Annotated in this window: 19 protein-coding genes; 12 read left to right on the plus strand and 7 right to left on the minus strand. The window is 56.3% G+C overall.

The window, feature by feature from the left end:
• Positions 1 to 14: 14 nt before the first annotated feature.
• Both ACR0NN_RS20705 and ACR0NN_RS20710 read left to right on the plus strand, forming a co-directional pair.
• Positions 15 to 524, plus strand: coding sequence for a nuclear transport factor 2 family protein (locus tag ACR0NN_RS20705; protein ID WP_170723735.1), 510 nt, complete (start codon positions 15 to 17; stop codon positions 522 to 524).
• Between the two features lie 10 nt (positions 525 to 534).
• Positions 535 to 1227: an SDR family oxidoreductase gene (locus ACR0NN_RS20710; protein ID WP_170723736.1), complete on the plus strand. Its 693-nt coding sequence runs from the start codon at positions 535 to 537 to the stop codon at positions 1225 to 1227.
• 204 nt (positions 1228 to 1431) lie between these two features.
• Here the strand turns inward: ACR0NN_RS20710 and ACR0NN_RS20715 are convergent, their stop codons facing one another.
• Positions 1432 to 2319 (minus strand): MurR/RpiR family transcriptional regulator, encoded by an 888-nt coding sequence (locus tag ACR0NN_RS20715; RefSeq protein ID WP_170723737.1) that lies wholly within the window; start codon positions 2317 to 2319, stop codon positions 1432 to 1434.
• Between the two features lie 126 nt (positions 2320 to 2445).
• Here ACR0NN_RS20715 and ACR0NN_RS20720 point away from each other — a divergent pair, with 126 nt between their 5' ends.
• The 5 genes from ACR0NN_RS20720 to ACR0NN_RS20740 all read left to right on the plus strand — a co-directional run bounded on the left by ACR0NN_RS20720 (position 2446) and on the right by ACR0NN_RS20740 (position 6730).
• Complete coding sequence (locus ACR0NN_RS20720) at positions 2446 to 3528, plus strand: alcohol dehydrogenase family protein (protein WP_480685443.1); 1083 nt, start codon at positions 2446 to 2448, stop codon at positions 3526 to 3528.
• A complete protein-coding gene (locus tag ACR0NN_RS20725) occupies positions 3525 to 4103 on the plus strand; it encodes a dimethylsulfonioproprionate lyase family protein (protein WP_480685445.1) in 579 nt (192 codons plus the stop codon). Before ACR0NN_RS20720 ends, ACR0NN_RS20725 begins: the two co-directional genes overlap by 4 nt.
• Positions 4104 to 4143: 40 nt before the next feature.
• Complete coding sequence (locus tag ACR0NN_RS20730) at positions 4144 to 4428, plus strand: cupin domain-containing protein (protein WP_480685447.1); 285 nt, start codon at positions 4144 to 4146, stop codon at positions 4426 to 4428.
• A complete protein-coding gene (locus ACR0NN_RS20735) occupies positions 4425 to 5534 on the plus strand; it encodes an enolase C-terminal domain-like protein (RefSeq protein ID WP_170723740.1) in 1110 nt (369 codons plus the stop codon). The genes ACR0NN_RS20730 and ACR0NN_RS20735 overlap by 4 nt, the downstream gene beginning before the upstream one ends.
• 74 nt (positions 5535 to 5608) lie before the next feature.
• Complete coding sequence (locus ACR0NN_RS20740) at positions 5609 to 6730, plus strand: aminotransferase (RefSeq protein WP_170723741.1); 1122 nt, start codon at positions 5609 to 5611, stop codon at positions 6728 to 6730.
• Here ACR0NN_RS20740 and ACR0NN_RS20745 read toward each other — a convergent pair.
• From ACR0NN_RS20745 to ACR0NN_RS20765, 5 genes are all read right to left on the minus strand, one after another.
• Complete coding sequence (locus ACR0NN_RS20745) at positions 6727 to 7809, minus strand: sn-glycerol-3-phosphate ABC transporter ATP-binding protein UgpC (protein WP_170723742.1); 1083 nt, start codon at positions 7807 to 7809, stop codon at positions 6727 to 6729. The genes ACR0NN_RS20740 and ACR0NN_RS20745 overlap by 4 nt on opposite strands.
• Positions 7810 to 7812: 3 nt before the next feature.
• Positions 7813 to 9468, minus strand: coding sequence for an alpha-amylase family glycosyl hydrolase (locus ACR0NN_RS20750; protein ID WP_170723743.1), 1656 nt, complete (start codon positions 9466 to 9468; stop codon positions 7813 to 7815).
• A gap of 9 nt (positions 9469 to 9477) precedes the next feature.
• The gene (locus ACR0NN_RS20755) at positions 9478 to 10626 is read right to left on the minus strand and encodes a carbohydrate ABC transporter permease (RefSeq protein ID WP_170723744.1); all 1149 of its coding nucleotides are present in this window, start codon (positions 10624 to 10626) and stop codon (positions 9478 to 9480) included.
• A gap of 12 nt (positions 10627 to 10638) precedes the next feature.
• Positions 10639 to 11646, minus strand: coding sequence for a carbohydrate ABC transporter permease (locus ACR0NN_RS20760; protein WP_170392559.1), 1008 nt, complete (start codon positions 11644 to 11646; stop codon positions 10639 to 10641).
• Positions 11647 to 11712: 66 nt separating this feature from the next.
• Positions 11713 to 13068: an ABC transporter substrate-binding protein gene (locus tag ACR0NN_RS20765; RefSeq protein ID WP_170723745.1), complete on the minus strand. Its 1356-nt coding sequence runs from the start codon at positions 13066 to 13068 to the stop codon at positions 11713 to 11715.
• A gap of 213 nt (positions 13069 to 13281) precedes the next feature.
• Between ACR0NN_RS20765 and ACR0NN_RS20770 the strand changes: the two genes are divergently transcribed.
• Positions 13282 to 14313, plus strand: a complete 1032-nt coding sequence (locus tag ACR0NN_RS20770) for a substrate-binding domain-containing protein (protein WP_170723746.1) — start codon at positions 13282 to 13284, stop codon at positions 14311 to 14313.
• 1 nt (position 14314) lies between these two features.
• Entirely contained in the window at positions 14315 to 15625 is a 1311-nt protein-coding gene (locus ACR0NN_RS20775) for a GH1 family beta-glucosidase (RefSeq protein WP_170723747.1), read from the plus strand.
• Positions 15626 to 15667: 42 nt separating this feature from the next.
• On the opposite strand, the gene ACR0NN_RS20780 is transcribed toward ACR0NN_RS20775, so the two are convergent.
• Positions 15668 to 16207 carry a ZrgA family zinc uptake protein gene (locus ACR0NN_RS20780; RefSeq protein ID WP_170723748.1) on the minus strand — a complete coding sequence of 180 codons (540 nt, stop codon included), beginning with the start codon at positions 16205 to 16207 and terminating at the stop codon, positions 15668 to 15670.
• Positions 16208 to 16435: 228 nt separating this feature from the next.
• On the opposite strand from ACR0NN_RS20780, the gene ACR0NN_RS20785 reads away from it, so the two are divergent.
• The 3 genes from ACR0NN_RS20785 (at position 16436) to bfr (ending at position 18558) form a co-directional block, all read left to right on the plus strand.
• Complete coding sequence (locus tag ACR0NN_RS20785) at positions 16436 to 17704, plus strand: imelysin family protein (protein WP_170723749.1); 1269 nt, start codon at positions 16436 to 16438, stop codon at positions 17702 to 17704.
• 127 nt (positions 17705 to 17831) lie between these two features.
• The gene (locus ACR0NN_RS20790) at positions 17832 to 18125 is read left to right on the plus strand and encodes a (2Fe-2S)-binding protein (protein WP_170723750.1); all 294 of its coding nucleotides are present in this window, start codon (positions 17832 to 17834) and stop codon (positions 18123 to 18125) included.
• Complete coding sequence (gene bfr / locus ACR0NN_RS20795; RefSeq protein WP_170723751.1) at positions 18073 to 18558, plus strand: bacterioferritin; 486 nt, start codon at positions 18073 to 18075, stop codon at positions 18556 to 18558. Before ACR0NN_RS20790 ends, bfr begins: the two co-directional genes overlap by 53 nt.
• The last annotated feature ends 5 nt before the right edge of the window (positions 18559 to 18563 follow it).

The raw sequence follows: 18563 nt of genomic DNA on the forward strand, positions 1-18563 counted from the left end.
ATCGGAGCATCTTCATGCATAATAAACTCGCATCCACTCTTGCAGCCGTATCCTTGATCGGAACCGCAGCATTCGCCGAGCAACGGGCCGATATTTCAACCGCAATCACCGATATCGCAGCAGGCGCCGACCGCCACGACTGGCCCCGTGTGCGCAGTGCATTTGCCGATACCGTCACCACGGATTACACCAGCCTCTGGGGCGGAGACCCGGTCACGCAACCCGCCGATGAGCTTGTGGCAGGATGGTCCGCTTTTCTGCCTGGGTTCGACTCGACGCACCACATGGTGGCCAATCATACGATCAACTCATTGACCGATACATCCGCCAAAGCACAGGCTGATTTTATTGCAACCCATCGTCTTGATGATGGCTTGTGGGTTCTTGGGGGTCGTTATGACTATGAACTTGAGAAATCGGATGACCGCTGGGTTGTCACGTCGATGACCATGACGGCACTCTGGGAAACCGGTGACCGTGGTCTGGTGGCAATTGCTGGCCAACGCGCGGCTGGGGCAAACTAAGGGAAAACACATGAACGGCCAACGCATCGCACTCGTGACTGGCGCCAATCGTGGCATTGGCAAAGAGGTCGCCCTTCAACTGGCCCGCGATCATAGGATGAAGGTCTTGATTGGCTGTCGTGACCTGCACAAAGGTCGCATCGCAGCCAGAGAGATCGGATTGGAGGCCGAGGCCCTGCAGCTCGATGTGTCCGATCAAGTTTCGGTCGATGCGGCCTTTGCTCAGATCGACTCTGCGTACGGGCGCCTCGACGTCCTGGTTAACAATGCAGGCGTGGACTATGACACCGATCAGCGCGCGCATAGTGCCGATCTTGATCGTGTGCGCCGAGCCTTCGAGACCAACCTCTTCGGTGCGTGGGCGACTACGATCGCTGCAAGTCCATTGCTTCGGCGTGGCGACAATGCCCGGATCGTCAACGTATCGTCTGGTGCCGGGGCGATAACGGGCATGTCGGCTGGTACGCCCGGTTATGGTGTATCCAAAGCGGCATTGAATGCGTTGACACTTAAGACCGCTGCTGAGCTGAGGCCTGACGGCATCCTCGTCAACGCTGTGTGCCCTGGTTGGGTTGCCACAGATATGGGTGGGGGCGGTCGCCCCATTCCCGAGGGCGCAAAAGGCGTTGTCTGGGCGGCGACATTGCCAAGGATGGGGCCAACGGGCGGGTTCTTTCGCGACGGGTTGGAGATCGATTGGTAGATAACAACCCCATCGCTGTGATGTTGACTAACTCATACACACGTTGTCGCTAAACCATGCAGTACCCTTCCAATTGGGCAGTAATTATGCTGCGAGGCGGCGCTTTTTCATAAATACAGCCGGTTTCTAAAAGCGCCCGCATCCAGAACAGCTGGCACAATTCTCAGCTGCATTCATTCCGCAAAGTGGATTTACCAGACCCCATCATCTGTCTTCAGTATGATATAGGCCAAGCTGGTGGCGGCGTTTATGGAATGTCGCCACCCGATCGACGATCTCATCGCTTGCGACGGCAATGACAAAGGACAACAATGTCTCAAGCAGCGCGATCGTACTGACTGAAGATGGGAAGAATTGCGGTGTGTCCGCCGAAATCACGAATCCATGCTGTGCATTGCGCAATACCGGGCTGGCGGGGCTATCAGAAAGTCCAATCACCTTCATACCCTGCTCGCGCGCGACCTGAACTGCCTCGACCACTTCGTTGCGGTAGGGTTTGCAGGTCATGGCAATCAGAACATCGCGCTTGTCGGCCCATGCCAGATCGTCGATCGGATTTGATCCGGCGCGCGGGATGGCATGAAATTGCACCATGCCGGTTGATGCCAAATACACAAAGTTGCGCGCATTCGAGTTGTTCACGCCAACACCCAGCACGAACACGTTTCGCGAGTTCCAAATGTCCTCGGCCGCTGCCTTCAACTGCTCGGATGAGATATTGGCAAAGGTCTCTTCGACATTGCGCAGGGCGTCCTGGACCATATCCGCATAAAGACCGCCCATGTTGCCGGATTTACGAATATCTTGCAGCCAGCGCGCGCGTTCCGGGAAATCGGTTTGTCCGCGCCGGATCGCCTCGCGGAACGGAACCCGGAAATCCTCGTAACCGTCGAACCCGACCTGTCTTGCCATGCGAACGATTGTGTTGGGTTTCACGTTTGCAGCTTCGGCGATTTCGCGTACTGTTGAGACACCGACATCACGCGGGTTCTCAAGCACGTAGGTTGCGGCCTTGCGTGCCTCAGGTGTCAGCTGCGACAATTCCTCTGCCAGCCTTTCCAGAATCGAATCTGATACATCTGTCCCATTCATGATTGACGATGGTATTTTTGTTTGCCTACGGTGTCGAGGCCAAATCGACTCAGGGGTCTATTCGGATGTCATCCGAAATCCTCTCACACTCTGAGCCGGTACAGGCGCATGGATGGAGAGTGCCGCATGAAACAACCCGCAACAATGAAAGCTATGGTCACGATGGGGCATGGTGACCTGGATCAGATGGTCTGGCACGAGGACTGGCCCTGCCCCACAACCAAGCCCGGCGAAGTGTTGATACAGGTCGGGGCCTGTGGCTTGAATAATACCGATGTGAACACCCGGTCCGGCTGGTATTCCAAAACCGTCAGTGATGCGACGACAGGTGGCGCGTTCGAAGAGGTGGGCAGCGATGATCCAACCTGGGGCGGAGCGCCGCTGGTCTTCCCGCGCATTCAAGGGGCGGATGTCTGCGGACAGATTGTGGGCGTCGGGGAAGGCGTGGACCAAGGCCGTATAGGTGAGCGGGTGATCACAGATTGCTGGCTGCGCGATCCTGCCGATCCGCTGAACAAGGACAAGACCGGGTATTTCGGATCAGAACGAGATGGCGGATTTGCCGAATACACGACAATTCCTGCCCAGAATGCCATCGCCATCCAGTCCTCGCTTTCGGATGCAGAACTTGCGACATTTTCCTGCTCATATTCCACCGCCGAAGGCATGCTGACCCGCGCCAAAGTAACCGAGGCTGATACCGTACTGGTCCCGGGCGCGTCTGGTGGCGTAGGCGGCGCGCTGGTTCAATTGGCCAAGCGCCGTAATGCGCGGGTCATCGCGATGGCATCGGAGGCCAAACATGATAACGTCGCCCTTCTTGGCCCCGATCTCATTCTACCCCGCGCGCCCGATGATCTGCGCGCCTCGTTGGGTGACGAGAAGATCACGGTCGTCGCGGATGTGGTTGGTGGGCCCTATTGGCCACAACTCATTGGCATTCTAGAACGGGGCGGGCGATATACCTGCTCGGGCGCTATTGCGGGTCCGATGGTCGATTTTGACTTGCGCACCTTCTATTTGCGGGATCTGACGTTCACCGGATCAACGGTTATCGACCCCGAAGTGATGCAAAATCTTGTACGCTACATCGAGGCCGGCGAAGTGAAGCCTGCCTTGGCAGCGACCTATCCGCTGAGCGAGCTGCATGAAGCGCAATCCGCCTTTATCACCAAGAAACACACCGGAAACATAGTAGTTGCCCCATGACATTGAACGACGTGTTAGCAGCCGCCCGACAGCTGCACCAGGTGCATCCCGATTTGGCCAGCTTTGGGGATTGGCCAACGGACCTGGCCGCAACCGAGCTATCGCCGGAACACGTTCCAGCGACCCGGCTGGTCAGCGAGTTTGACCTTGAAGGTACAGCCGCAACCCAAGCGATGATCAGGGCCATTGCCGCCTCTGCAGAACAGGCGCATTGGAAACGCACCTACACCGAAGATGAGGTCGGGGCGGATTTCCTTGCACGCTATGGATACTACGAGTTGTTCGGGCCTACCGGGCATTTCCACTCGACCCAGTTGCGGGGATATGTGGCCTATTGGGGCGCGGGTTTGAACTATGATTGGCACAGCCATCAGGCAGAAGAGCTGTATCTGACGCTCGCGGGCTCCGCCTGTTTCAAGATCGAAGGTAATGCAGAGTTTGTCGACCCCGGACAAACGCGCCAACATGCAAGCTGGCAAAGCCACGCGATGACGACAAGTGATCAGCCGATCCTGACCTTTGTACTTTGGAGGGGTGATGGAATTGGCGATCTGCCCCTGATGGATATGGCATGAGGATCACAGTTCACCGCGCCCTCAAGCAGGAGGCAACTCGATGAGGCCACAAGCGATTGCGACCCAGAAGATCGATGACGCACGGGTGCGTGTAACCCGTTTCGACTTTGCCCCCGGAGCTGAAACCGGCTGGCATCGGCATGCAATGGACTATGTCATCACCGCCGTTTCCGATTGTCATATGCGATTGGAGTTGCCGGACGGAAACACCAACGAAGTGACTGTCCCTGCCGGAACGGCCTATCGTCGCGACGAAGGGGTCGAGCACAATGTGATCAACGCGGGTGATACGCCAATGTCATTTGTCGAGGTGGAACTGAAATGAAGATCATTCAGATTTCAGTCTTTCAGATCGATCTACCATTGGAACACCCCTATTGGCTGTCTGGCGGGCGATTGAAATTCGAAACGCTGGACGCGACTCTGGTGAAAATCGATACCGACGCCGGGCTGGTAGGCTGGGGCGAAGGCACCCCTTGGGGCCACACCTATGTGCCCGCCCACGGCCCCGGCATTCGGGCGGGGATCGAGACGATGGCACCGTTTATTCTGGGCCTCGACCCGCGCCGCGTTCTGGATGTCGAACGCGCAATGGATTTGGCTTTGCCGGGGCATCTCTATGCTAAAAGCCCAGTCGACATGGCCTGTTGGGACATCGCCGGTCAGGCTGCTGATCTGCCCATTGCCGATCTAATGGGCGGCGGATCCCGTACACCACGCCCCATTGCGTCATCCGTAGGGGCGAAAACGGTCGAAGAAACCCGCGCGGTCATCGATCGATATCGCCAACGCGGCTATATCGCCCATTCCGTCAAGATCGGTGGAGATGTGACCCGGGATATCGCCCGCATCCGTGACGTCGAGAGCCTGCGAAACCCCGAGGATATTATCCTATATGATGTGAACCGCGGCTGGTCACGACAGCAGGCGCTGCGGGTGATGGGCGCGGTTGAAGACTTGAACGTCATGATCGAACAGCCCTGCGAGACATTGGATGATATCGCGGCAATTTCCGGCAAACATGCGTCGCCCGTTTCTGTTGATGAGAGCCTTGTAACCTTGCAGGACGCAACCCGTATTGCCCGGGATGGCATCGCCGAGATTTTCGGCATCAAGCTCAACCGTGTCGGCGGGCTGACCAAAGCGGCCCGGATGCGCGATGTCGCACTTGCACATGGGATCGACATGTTTGTGATGGCGACCGGTGGCTCGGTCCTGGCGGATACCGAAGCGCTCCATCTGGCGGCGACCATTCCGGACGCAAATTGTTATGCCGTCTGGGCCTGTCAGGACATGATCACAGTAGATATCGCCAGCGGGCGCGGACCACGGAACAAAAATGGCCACCTGCACTTGCCCGACGCACCTGGCCTTGGTGTACACCCGGACGAACATGCGTTGGGCGACCCGGTGGCGGTTTACCGATATTGATCTTTTGCTGTGGTTGACCTTACCCCTTGGCCATGGGAACGATGCCCGATGGCTTTGTCAGACAGGAAACTGCAATGAAGATCGAACCCTTTGGCGTCGAAATCTGGATGGACAAATGGGAAACCAAATGCGCCTATAATCTTGCGGAAACCTGCGTCGAGAGCCTGACGATCGCAGAATTGCTGCAGCTTGCCGGGCGAAATTCAGATGATCTGTCGGAACTTCTGGGGATGAAGATGACCTATGGCGCGATCCGGGGGTCAGACCGGCTGCGCGATGCGATCTGTGGCTTGTACGACCGTCAACAGCGCGAAAACATCATCGTCACGCATGGAACGATCGGGGCCAATATGCTGGTCCACAAAACGCTGGTCGAACGGGGCGACAAGGTGGTGGCCGTCGTGCCCACCTATCAGCAGCATTACTCAATCCCGGCCAGCATCGGTGCAGAAGTGACGCAAATCCATTTGCGGGCCGAGAATGCGTACTTGCCCGATCTGGACGAGCTGCGCGCCGCCGCAACTCCGGGCGCCAAGCTGATCGCGATCAACAACCCCAACAACCCGACCGGCGCAGTGATGGATCGCGCCCTTTTGCTTGAGATTGTTGACATCGCACGCGCTGCCGAGGCGTGGCTACTGTGTGATGAGGTTTATCGCGGCACCGGGCAAGAAGGCGCGGGCATGACTGATGCGATTGCCGATCTTTATGAGAAGGGGATTTCAACCGCGGGCATGTCCAAGGCATTCTCGCTGGCGGGACTACGGCTGGGTTGGATCGCGGCTGATCCGGAGCTGATCGAGGCGGTTTCGATCCATCGGGATTATGATACGATCTCGGTCGGTATGATCGATGACCATTTCGCTGCGATCGCACTGGAAAACCACGACAAGGTGCTGGCCCGCAGCCACACCATCACACGCGGCAACCTCGCCATGCTGGAAGAATGGGTCGATCAAGAGCCCAAGATCAGCTGGGTCAAACCCAAAGCCGGGACCACGGCGCTATTGCACTATGATCTCGACATGCCTTCACGCGAATTCTGCGTAAGGTTGCTGCAAGAAACCGGTGTGATGTTCACACCGGGCTCTGCGTTGGGTCTCGAAGGATGCGTTCGGATCGGATACGCCAATACACCGTCGATCATCAGAGCGGGATTGGCGAAGGTTTCCGGCTTTCTTGCAAAACTAGACTAGCGACGCATTGACTGACCGTTGTGGAACAAATGCACCTTCTCGGGTGCTGCAGTGACCGATACGTTCTGCCCCCTTAGGTTGCGTTGGATACCGGGTAGCTTGGCAATCACGGCCTCCCGCCCCTCGGGGGCTGCGAAGTAAAGCAGCGTAACCTCACCCAAAGCCTCGGTGAAATCGACCAGGCCTGTGTAAATCGGCGTCTCTTCCGTGATCACGAGATCCTCGGGCCGGACCCCGATATTGACCTTTTTGCCCTCATCGGCGGCATCTGTCGGGATTGATGAGATCGCCACACCTCCGTCATCCAGCGTTACGGTCGTTGTCTCCCCGGTCGCGGTGATGGTTCCCGGCAATAGGTTCATGGCTGGTGAGCCGATGAATTGCGCGACGAATTCATTGTCTGGAGTCTCATACAGCTCGAGCGGTGTACCGACCTGCGCGACCCCCTTATTGGCGAGAACGACGATACGGCTGGCGAGTGTCATCGCCTCGACCTGATCGTGGGTGACGTAGATCATCGTGCTGTCTGGCATCGCCTCTTTTAGGCGCGCGATCTCAATCCGCGTCGCAACGCGCAATGCGGCATCCAGGTTCGAAAGCGGCTCGTCAAACAAATATACCTTCGGATCACGCACAATCGCGCGCCCGATGGCAACCCGCTGACGCTGACCGCCTGACAAGGCTTTGGGCAGACGGTCCAGCAGAGGTTCAAGCTGCAGGATTTTCGCCGCACGTTCTACGGCTGCATCAACCTCGGCACTGGGCATCTTGGCGATTTTGAGCGCAAAGGCCATGTTTTCGCGCACGGTCATATGCGGATAAAGCGCATATGACTGGAACACCATCGCAATGCCGCGTTGCGCAGGCGGCACATCGTTTACCACCTGACCCTCGATCTCAAGCGTGCCGCCCGTGATTTTTTCAAGGCCAGCGATCATGCGCAGCAACGTGGATTTGCCGCAGCCTGACGGGCCGACAAAAACGATCAATTCGCCTTGCTCGATATCAAGATCGATATGTTTCAAAACATCGACCGGGCCATAGGATTTGGCCACATCCGTGAGCTTGAGTTCCGACATGACTTACCCCTTTCGACGCGCCAACAGGCAGAATTGAGCAGCGTCCAGCGTTACCGTGCCCGCCCCGTAAACACTGCCCACATTTTCACCGATGGACTGCCAGTTACCAGCAGGCAGCACCACGTCAGCAGCGTCTGATCCCAGATTGAACGCGCAGAACACCTGTTCGGCGTCATCTTCGCGCATGAAGGTCAGCACTGAACCATCTTGGGACATTCCGATCTGCGCACCCGACATCAGGGCCGAATGCGCGCGGCGCAGTGCGATCGCATGGCGGTAGTGGTGCAGCATGGAATCCGGGTCCTGCTCCAGCCGGTCCACAGCCTTTTCCGCCTGAACCGAACTGACCGGCAGCCACGGTCGGCTTGTGCTGAACCCCGATTGCTCATCCTGCGCAGTCCAGACCATCGGGGTGCGGCAGCCATCGCGCCCTTTGAACTCGGGCCAGAATTCGACGCCATAGGGGTCTTGTAGATCCTCAAAGGCCACATCCGCCTCGGGCAAGCCCAGTTCCTCGCCCTGAAACAGGCAAGCCGAGCCACGCAGGCACATCATCAGAACGGCATATTGCCGGATGGCCGCATCATCCAGACCCCAGCGCGTGGCATGGCGCTGCACATCGTGGTTCGAGAACGCCCAACAGGGCCAAGCGTCACCTGCTTTGTCTTCAAGCTGGTCAAAAACCTGCTTGGCGTAAGCTGCTGTGAGCACGCGCTTTTCGAGGAACTCGAAAGCGTAACACATATGCATCCGCTTGTCGCCGGTTGTGTATTCGCCCATGATTTCAAGCCCGCGCTGCGCGTCACCGACCTCACCCAGACACGCGCGGCCGTCGTATTCGTCGGTCAGGGCGCGCAGGCGTTCGAGAAAGGCGATATTCTCGGGCTGGCTTTTGGAATAGAGGTGATCCTGATGGTTATACGGGTTGACCATCGGCGCAATTGATGAGTTGCGCTGATCCATCGGCAAGCCAGGATTGTCGCGCATTTGAGCGTCATGGAAATAGAAGTTGATCGTGTCCAAACGGAATCCGTCGACGCCGAGATCCAGCCAAAACCGGGCCACATCCAGCAGGGCATCCTGAACCTCTTTGCAGTGGAAGTTCAAATCCGGCTGCGCACTCAAGAAGTTGTGCAGATAGTATTGCAAACGCCGCGCGTCCCACTGCCAGGCCGAGCCGCCAAAGATCGACAACCAGTTGTTCGGAGGTGTCCCATCCGGCTTGGGGTCAGCCCAGACGTACCAATCAGATTTGGGGTTATCGCGGCTGGCACGACTTTCGCTGAACCACGGATGCTGATCCGACGTATGTGACAGCACCAGATCGATCATCACCTTCAGCCCGTGTGAATGGGCCTGATCCAGCAGCTCTTTGAAGTCTGCCATGGTGCCGAACATCGGATCAACATCGCGATAGTCGCTGACGTCGTAACCAAAGTCCTTCATCGGGGACTTGAAGAACGGTGAAATCCAGATCGCATCCACCCCAAGCGAAGCGATATAGCCCAGCCGCTGGGTGATCCCCTTGAGGTCGCCAATCCCATCACCATTGCTGTCTTGAAAGCTGCGCGGATAGACCTGATAGATCACTCCGCCCCGCCACCAGTCAGACGCCGCTTTGGTTGTTTCGAATGCTGTTGCTTTGGTCTGCACGTTCATCACACGCCCTTATTTTACGGAACCGGCCAGCAAGCCGCGAACCAGATATTTCTGCATTGCAAAGAAGACGGCCAGCGGCACTGCGATTGAAACAAACGCCGCCGTCGCCAAGATTTCCCAGTTACCGCCCCGCGTCCCCAACAGCTCGACAATGCGGTTGGTCATGACCGTGGTCTGGCCGCTGGCGTCGATCAGGAACACTTTGGCAACCAGCAGGTCGTTCCATGTCCATAGGAACTGGAAGATCGCAAAGGAGGCCAGTGCCGGAAAGCTGAGCGGCAGGATCAGTTTGGTGAAAATCTGAAACTCGGTCGCCCCATCGACCCGCGCATTCTCGATCAGATCACGCGGCAGCCCGGCCATATAGTTACGTAACAAATAGATCGCCAATGGCATCCCGAACCCGGTATGGGCCATCCAAACGCCCAGATAGCCTTTGCCGATCCCGATATTGAGATGCAGTTTCAGCAACGGGATCAGCGCCAGCTGCAATGGCACCACCAACAGGCCAACGACGGCAGCAATCAGTAAGGCGCGGCCGGGGAAATCCATCCACGCCAGTGCATAGGCAGCAAAAGCCGCAACAAGGATCGGGATGATCGTGGCCGGGATCGTCACCGTGAGTGTATTGAAGAACGCCTTGCCCATACTGTCTGAACTGTTTGCGTTGAACAGAACATGGGCATAGTTCTCGGTCGTGAATTCAGGTGGCAAAGTGGTGGTCACAAAGACCCGAGGGCCGCGCTGACCAGAAAACTCTTCGGTGTTCTCCATCCGATAATCGCCGTTGGCTTGCACCGTGATAGTACCACCCCGGCGCAACTCGGCTGTTTCACCGGGCGCATAGGCATCAATCTCGCGCGAGTTCACACCCCATCTTGTTATGTCCGATGCTTTCTCGCCTTCGAAAATATTGCCTTCGATCACGTAAAGACCATCCTGCAAAACCTGCGTTTCAGGTGCGGCCGTACGCAAGGTCAGGTTCTGTTCGGACGGGAACAGCGCCCGCCACCAGCCACTGCTGGCAATCTGGTCTCCGGTTCTGAAAGACGAGATCAACAATCCGAGTGTCGGGAACACCCATAGCACCACAAGCAGCACGACCGAGGCGTGAACGACCCATCTTAGGGCTGGGCGGGTTCCTGCAATATCGCTCATATCCCCAACCTCCTACTGCATTTCTTTGCGCGCATTGCGCACGTTCCAGATCAGGATCGGCGTCACCAGCAACATGATCACCATGGCTGAGGCCGATCCGACGCCCCAATCATTGGCGCGGAACATCTTGTCGTACATGTAATTAGCCAGAACCTGCGTCTCCCACTGGCCATTGGTCATGGCAAAGACGATGTCAAAGACCTTGAGGACAACGATTGTGATGGTGGTCCAGACAACCATGATCGTGGTTTTGATCTGCGGCACTTTGATCTTGAAGAAAATCTGAAACGGGTTGGCCCCGTCCAGAATGGCGGCCTCGATGGTCTCTTCCGGGATACCGCGCAAGGCAGCAGACAGGATGACCATGGCAAAGCCGGTTTGAATCCAGACCAGTACGATCATCAGGAAGAAATTGTTCCAGAATGGCAGCGTCAGCCAAGTGTGCGTCTCGGTTCCGCCAAAGAAGATATAGATCGCGTTCAGCACACCGATCTGATCCTGATCAGGTGGACGTGCGTCATAGACCAATTTCCAGATCACCGAAGCCCCTACGAAAGAAATCGCCATCGGCATAAAGATCAACGACTTGGCCACATTGCCCCAGCGGATACGGTCTGTCAGCTGCGCCACAAGCAGGCCAAAAGCGGTCGACATGGCCGGGACAACAATCAGCCAAAGCATGTTGTTGCGCATCGCTTCCCAGAATTTCGGCTCGGCTAGCATTTGGGAGTAATTATTGAAGCCCGCCCATTCATATCCGCCACCGGCGACACGATCAGTCAGTGACAGGCGCAGCGTTTCAAACACCGGATAGGCAAGGTAAACCCCAAGCGCGAGGATCGCTGGCAACAGAAACAGCCATGGCCGGATCATGTTTGCGCGGTTGATGTTTCGCCCCGCGTTGGGGCCACGCGCAGGGAACAGAACCTTATCCAGAAACTGGTTGGACAGGTAGAAATAGCCCACGCATCCCGACACACCGATTACGATTGTCAGCAGGCCCTGAATTGCCGGATTCATGGCGTCCTCTCCCTTGTAAGGGTTTCGGGCAACCTGAGTGACAGGCTGCCCGAAGGGTTCAGCAGATTATTTAAGCGCGTCCCAGGACGACTGGATTTCGCCGGTGACTTCTTCCGCGGATTTACCACCTGTATAGTCAACCATACCGGTCCAGAAGGTACCCGCACCTACGGCGCCAGGCATCAGGTCCGACCCGTCAAAGCGGAAGGTCGTCGCGCCCAACAGAATGTCACCCAGACCGCGCAGGGTATCATCCTTGTAGGCCTCGGTATTCACGCCCGTATGAGGGGTCAGGAACCCGGTCTGCGCCATCATCACCTCATGCGCGAGCGGCTGCTTTAGGAACTCCATGAACGCGCTTGTCGCATCCGAAGGATTGCTGACCGCCAACAGGGTGCCGCCGCCCAGAACCGGGTTGCCCAGGTCTTTGTCGGCGAAGGACGGCATGTAGAAGAAATCAGCATCCAGGCCGAACTCGACATCTTCGGGGAAGAAGGCCGGAACGAATGACGCCTGACGATGCATGTAGCACTGTGGCGGGGATGAGAACATGCCCTTTGGGCTGTCGCGGAAGTCGGTCGAGGCCACTGCCCCCGCCCCGCCCGAGACCTTGGCATCGTCACGCGCAAACCAGCCGAATTCCTCGATCGCGGCGATCACGCGCGGATCGTCGAACGGAATCTCGTTTGTCACCCACTGGTCATAAACTTCAGGTGGCTGGGTCCGCAGCATCATGTCTTCGACCCAGTCAGTCGCGGGCCAGCCAGTCGCTGCACCTGATCCCAGGCCAATGCACCAAGGTGTCTCGCCGTCAGCAACGATCTGTTCGGTCAGCGCCTTCAGCTCTTCCATGCTGGTGGGCACTTCATAGCCCGCGTCTTCAAAGTTTTCTGGGTTGTACCAGACCAGCGACTTGACGTTCACGTTGTAGAAAAAGCCATACATCTGGTCATTGCCATCGGCATCCTTGTAGGTTCCCAGATCAACCCAGGAATCACCAGCGGCATAGTTGTCGCCGACCCAGCTGGCCATGTCGTTACCCAATGGCGTCAGCTGCCCCTTGGATGCCATGATCGCCGCCAAGCCAGGCTGCGGGAAAACTGCGATGTTGGGGGCAGACCCCGCCTCGGCATCAATCACGATCTGCTGCTCAAAGCTGTCAGAGCCGGTATAGATTACGTCAGCACCGGTCGCCGCTTCGAAATAGGCGATCATGTTGTTGAAATAGCCGTCCTCAGGCGTCAGCCATGGACCAAAGACCGTGACCGTTTGACCGCTCAGATCAGGGGCTCCTTCAGCCCAGGCATTGTAGCTGTCCCAGTTGAACGGCCCTTCGCCCGGCGTGAAGACCAGATCCTGTGCCTGTACCGGCCCAGCCAGCAGAGCGATCGCCGCCGCACCCGAATAAAGTGCGTGTCTCATGAGTTCTCCTCCCAATATTTTCGGCGCAAACGAGATTCGTTTTCAAAGCGCTTTGGATATTGCACTTTATCCGCTAACATTCAAACTCTGTCAACAACCACCTATCAGCCCCCAAAATAATGCTATTTCTAAGTACATTTCTGAAACAGGTTGACTGAACCCGAATTTCACAACAAAACAATTGAGCACCAATTTGAAGGCGCTTTGAATACAATGAACCTAAAGCAGCTCTCTGAGATTCTGGGTCTTTCACAGACAACCGTCAGCCGCGCGCTGAACGGATATCCCGAGGTCAACGAAGGAACGCGCATACGGGTTCAAGCTGCTGCGGACAAACATGGGTATCGCCCCAATAGTCGCGCCAAAGGGTTAGCCACCGGTCGCTCCATGGTCATAGGACATGTGATTCCCACCTCATCCCAACATGAAATGGTCAATCCGATTTTCGGGGACTTTGTTGCAGGCGCGGCAAGAACTTACGCCGAAAACAACTATGACATGATGTTCACCCATGCGCCCGATACCTCGATCGAAGAATCCTATCGAAATCTGTTCAATCGTGGTGTTGTCGACGGCATTGTGTTGCAGGGCCCGAAAGAGCGGGAACCACGTATCTCTGCGCTCTCGCGGCTGGGCGTACCTTTCATTGTCCACGGCCGATCAACCTACGCCGAAGAACCCTATGACTGGATCGATGTGAACAACCAGCGCTCATTCGAACGCGCCACCCGATTTCTGATTGATCTGGGCCACCGGCGTATCGCGTTGATCAACGGACTAGAAGAGATGGATTTTGCACGACGCCGTAGGAATGGCTATCTGGCAGCGCTGGAAAGTGCTGGCATCGCCATTGATCACAGCCTTCTGCGTAGTGCAGAGATGACCGAGATTTACGGGCACCAAACAGCTTGCGACATGCTGGAGCTTGGCGACCCGCCAACCGCCATTTTGGCCTCATCGATCATTTCGGCCGTTGGGGTCCGGCGCGCACTGGAAGAACGTGACCTGAAAATGGGGCGGGACATCTCGATTATCGCTCATGATGATGAATTGTCTTACATGCGCAATGGTATGGACGTTCCGATTTTCACGGCAACACGATCATCCGTCAGACATGCGGGCGAGTTGGCTGCCGAAATGTTGATCGAACGGATCAATGCGCCGAACGATCCCCCAAAAACTCGCTTGCTGGAAGCCGAACTCGTCGTCGGCAGCTCGACCGGCCCTGCCCCGCAAAGGACTTGAGATGAAATATAAACGCGCGGATTTCCCACAAGATTTTCAGTTTGGCGTGGCAACCTCAGCCTACCAGATCGAAGGCCACGCTCAAGGCGGTGCAGGAAAAACTCATTGGGATAGTTTCGCCGCGACCCCCGGCAATGTCGCCAACGCGGAAAACGGCGACCTAGCCTGCGACCACTATAATCGATACAAGCAGGATTTCGACCTAATCCGGGATGCCGGCTTCGACTGTTATCGCTTTTCAACCAGTTGGGCGCGGGTTCTGCCGGAAGGGCGCGGGCCGATTAATGAGCAAGGCCTTGATTTTTATGACCGCCTCACGGATGCGCTGCTTGAGCGCGGCATCAAACCCTGCGCAACGCTCTACCATTGGGAGCTGCCCTCTCCGCTTGCGGACTTAGGCGGCTGGCGGAACCGTGATATCGCGGATTGGTTCGCTGATTTCACTGAAATCATCATGGGTCGCATCGGTGATCGGATGTTCAGCGTTGCCCCTATCAACGAACCCTGGTGCGTAAGCTGGTTGAGCCATTTCGAAGGCCATCACGCGCCCGGTATGCGCGATATCCGGGCAGCTGCGCGTGCGATGCACCACGTCCTGCTGGCCCACGGTCGCGCAATCGAGACCATGCGCGGATTGGGGATGTCCAACCTTGGTGCCATATTCAATCTGGAATGGGCAGAGCCTGCAGATACAAGCCCTGAGGCGCGGGAAGCCGCAGCGCTCTATGATGGGATTTACAACCGCTTTTTTCTAAGCGGGGTTTTTCACAAATCTTACCCCGAAAATGTTCTGGAAGGATTGGCACCTCACCTGCCCAAGAACTGGCAAGATGACTTCGAGACGATTGGAACACCTGTCGATTGGTGCGGTCTGAACTACTATACGCGCAAATTGATCACGCGCGCCGATACACCCTGGCCCGCCGTTCAAGAGGTTCCCGGCCCACTACCAAAAACCCAGATGGGGTGGGAGATTGATCCCGCCGCCCTATCCCGTTTCCTGATCCGAGCCGCACAGGAGTACACTGGCGATCTGCCAATCTTCATAACCGAAAACGGCATGGCGAGCCCGGAACGCCAGAATGACGCCGATAGGATCGACTATTTAAACCAGCATCTCGCTGAAGTGCGCAAAGCACTTGATCATGGCGTCCCAGTCAAAGGTTATTTTGTCTGGTCTCTGCTTGACAATTACGAGTGGGCGCTTGGCTATGAAAAGCGGTTTGGATTGGTCGACGTGGATTTTGACACGCTGGAAAGAAGACCTAAAGCCTCGTATCACGCATTGCAGGCGGCACTTGCCAGAAGCTAAGCGCCCAATCAATCGGGTTCGCAGGTGCAAGGGTTTTTCAGTTCAATTCAAAAGCTTTAGCAGCGGCGCGGCACGTTCGATTGTATGGTTCTGAATCTCATCGGACGACATCAACTCCACAAACAAGCGCTCGGCGCGTGTAAATCGTTCAAAATAGGTAAACCGGATATATTCCACCAGCAAAAGCTCTTGGCACTGGACCAAGTAATCAGCTTGAAATTCGGTGTGATGCACCGCATTGTCCGATGCCTGGCCTTCATCCTGAGCGAAGACATCACCAACCAGCGCCACATTGGCCGTCGCGGTCATACACCCTGCCTCGGGTGCGACCTCGAATATTTCAAGGGGTTTGGAAAGGTCCGAAATCGCGGCCGCCACTTCTGCGCGTTCATCTTCGTTTTCAGCCGTATGTTCGAACCCGACGATATCGGCGCCCGGAACCTCGAGACTTAGGCTAAATCCGGTCTCCACAAACGAAATTGTCATGCGCCCCGCGCCATGAGAATGGGCGTTGATGGCAGTCAAACCCTGCGCCAGCGGAGCGACAGGTATGAGCGCAAGGAGTATGGCTGCGCATTTCATTCTACTCACCGTTAACCAAACAAACCGTATGACATTCTAGTGCAAATGCGCCTCAGCGCAATAATTGCCAGGCGCTCAGACCTCCCCAGATATGGTTAGTCAGAAACTGCACATATACCTGACAATAAAACTCAGGTTGACTTTGTTGACTAATTAACTCAGTTATTGCCCCGCCCGCCCCACACCAGTTGTGGGGCCCGAATCCCGTTAAGAAGGAAAGAGTTCCACATGACCAGATTATTCACCGCGGCCAGTGCCCTAACCTTTTGCGTCGCAAGCACAGCAGTTGCTGACGCCCCGTCCAAAGCCGATGTCCTAAACACCTATGCCGACATTGCAGAAGCCAAATATGACGACAGCCTGATCGCTGCAAAAAGACTGCAGACAGCAGTTAATGCGCTGATCGCCGATCCGTCAGATGTAACGCTAAACGCAGCCCGCGCCGCATGGATCGCTGCGCGTGTACCCTATCAGCAAACCGAAGTTTATCGGTTTGGCAACGCAATCGTCGACGATTGGGAAGGTAAAGTGAATGCGTGGCCGCTGGACGAGGGTTTGATTGACTACGTGGATGCCTCTTATGGCGGCCCGAGCGATGAGAACGAGTTCGCAGCCCTGAACGTCATCGCCAACCCCAGTTTCGAGCTGTCGGGTGAACCCGTCGATGCCAGCGAAATCACCCCCGCTCTGCTGGCGGATACCTTGCACGAAGCAGACGGGATTGAGGCGAATGTTGCCACAGGCTACCACGCCATCGAATTCCTGCTGTGGGGTCAAGACCTGAACGGTCACGGTGCAGGTGCGGGCAACCGCCCTTACACCGACTACGCACAAGGTGACGGCTGCACCAACGGTAATTGCGATCGCCGCGCACAGTATCTGAGCGCCGCAACTGACCTGCTGATCAGCGATCTGGAGTGGATGACTGCGCAATGGGCCGAAGGTGGCGATGCGCGCGCGGCCTTGAACGCGGATGAATCCGCTGGTGTCAGCGCGATCCTGACTGGTATGGGCTCACTGTCATACGGTGAACAGGCGGGTGAACGTATGCGCCTTGGCCTGATGTTGAACGATCCCGAGGAGGAACATGACTGCTTTGCCGACAACACCCATAACAGCCATTACTATGACGGTTTGGGCATTCAGAACGTTTACTTGGGCAGCTATACGCGTATCGATGGCACCCCGGTTTCGGGTGCATCATTGTCCGATCTCGTGACCGCGACAGATCCGGCGCTGGATGCCGAGATGAAGGCCAGGTTGGCGAATACTATGCTTGCCTTGGGTCGCATCAAATCGACCGCAGAAGCCGGCTTTGCCTATGACCAGATGCTGGAACGGGGCAACGAAGGCGGTGAGGCCCTGATCATGGGCGGCGTCAACGGACTGATCGATCAGACCAAGACGATTGAGCGCATCGTGACCACGTTGGAACTGGATCAGATCGATTTCGAGGGTTCGGACAGCCTGGATAACCCCGACGCGGTGTTCCACTAAAACCTTTGGTCGGGTGCGGTTTAAACGCATCCGGCCAACCTCGCCTAACGGCGCGGCGTCTTCGCTCTGGACGCGCCCCATATAACCGACTAATTCACTAGGATAAGACTAACCAAGCTGAGTCGCCATGATTGTTTGTCACTGCACCAATATCTCTGACCATGATATCCGGGCCGCAATAGACTGGATGCGTAAAGCGGATCCGCAGACCATCATTACCCCTGGCAAGATTTATCATGCCCTTGGAAAATCAGCGGATTGCGGTGGGTGTATGCCGCTTTTCCTAGACACAATGCGTTCAGACGATAATCTGAAAGTCCCCATGCAGCTCCGCAAATTACGGTTCGGAGCATCACAGGAGAAGTCACATGAAAGGCGATCCCAAGGTCATCGAATATCTCAACAAATCTCTGCGGCATGAGTTAACAGCGGTCAGCCAATACTGGTTGCACTATAGGCTTCAGGAAGATTGGGGCCTTGGCCATATGGCCAAGAAAAGCCGAGAAGAATCCATCGAAGAGATGGAGCACGCGGACAAACTGATCGAACGCATTATTTTTCTCGAAGGACACCCGAACCTTCAGAAACTTGACCCACTGCGGATTGGTCAGACACCCAAGGAAACTTTGGAATGCGATCTGGCGGCCGAAATTGATGCGAGAGCCCTTTACAAGGAAGCGCGCGAATATTGCCGGGAAGCCGGTGACTACGTGTCGATGTCGCTGTTCGAAAAGTTGATGTCCGACGAAGAGGACCACATCGACTTCCTCGAAACGCAGCTCGACCTCTACGAAAGGATCGGCGAAGCCAACTATGCGCAACTCAACGCATCAACCATGGACGAGGGCGAGTAAATTTG

The organism is Ruegeria sp. BA2 (assembly GCF_056539605.1).

Coding starts and splice junctions, on each gene's coding strand:
- ACR0NN_RS20790 (WP_170723750.1), top strand. CDS start 17,832: ATGATTGTTTGTCACTGCACCAATATCTCTGACCATGATATCCGGGCC.
- ACR0NN_RS20715 (WP_170723737.1), bottom strand. CDS start 2,319: ATGAATGGGACAGATGTATCAGATTCGATTCTGGAAAGGCTGGCAGAG.
- ACR0NN_RS20740 (WP_170723741.1), top strand. CDS start 5,609: ATGAAGATCGAACCCTTTGGCGTCGAAATCTGGATGGACAAATGGGAA.
- ACR0NN_RS20760 (WP_170392559.1), bottom strand. CDS start 11,646: ATGAATCCGGCAATTCAGGGCCTGCTGACAATCGTAATCGGTGTGTCG.
- ACR0NN_RS20780 (WP_170723748.1), bottom strand. CDS start 16,207: ATGAAATGCGCAGCCATACTCCTTGCGCTCATACCTGTCGCTCCGCTG.
- ACR0NN_RS20730 (WP_480685447.1), top strand. CDS start 4,144: ATGAGGCCACAAGCGATTGCGACCCAGAAGATCGATGACGCACGGGTG.
- ACR0NN_RS20775 (WP_170723747.1), top strand. CDS start 14,315: ATGAAATATAAACGCGCGGATTTCCCACAAGATTTTCAGTTTGGCGTG.
- ACR0NN_RS20735 (WP_170723740.1), top strand. CDS start 4,425: ATGAAGATCATTCAGATTTCAGTCTTTCAGATCGATCTACCATTGGAA.
- ACR0NN_RS20750 (WP_170723743.1), bottom strand. CDS start 9,468: ATGAACGTGCAGACCAAAGCAACAGCATTCGAAACAACCAAAGCGGCG.
- ACR0NN_RS20710 (WP_170723736.1), top strand. CDS start 535: ATGAACGGCCAACGCATCGCACTCGTGACTGGCGCCAATCGTGGCATT.
- ACR0NN_RS20725 (WP_480685445.1), top strand. CDS start 3,525: ATGACATTGAACGACGTGTTAGCAGCCGCCCGACAGCTGCACCAGGTG.
- ACR0NN_RS20745 (WP_170723742.1), bottom strand. CDS start 7,809: ATGTCGGAACTCAAGCTCACGGATGTGGCCAAATCCTATGGCCCGGTC.
- ACR0NN_RS20770 (WP_170723746.1), top strand. CDS start 13,282: ATGAACCTAAAGCAGCTCTCTGAGATTCTGGGTCTTTCACAGACAACC.
- bfr (WP_170723751.1), top strand. CDS start 18,073: ATGAAAGGCGATCCCAAGGTCATCGAATATCTCAACAAATCTCTGCGG.
- ACR0NN_RS20705 (WP_170723735.1), top strand. CDS start 15: ATGCATAATAAACTCGCATCCACTCTTGCAGCCGTATCCTTGATCGGA.
- ACR0NN_RS20720 (WP_480685443.1), top strand. CDS start 2,446: ATGAAACAACCCGCAACAATGAAAGCTATGGTCACGATGGGGCATGGT.
- ACR0NN_RS20785 (WP_170723749.1), top strand. CDS start 16,436: ATGACCAGATTATTCACCGCGGCCAGTGCCCTAACCTTTTGCGTCGCA.
- ACR0NN_RS20765 (WP_170723745.1), bottom strand. CDS start 13,068: ATGAGACACGCACTTTATTCGGGTGCGGCGGCGATCGCTCTGCTGGCT.
- ACR0NN_RS20755 (WP_170723744.1), bottom strand. CDS start 10,626: ATGAGCGATATTGCAGGAACCCGCCCAGCCCTAAGATGGGTCGTTCAC.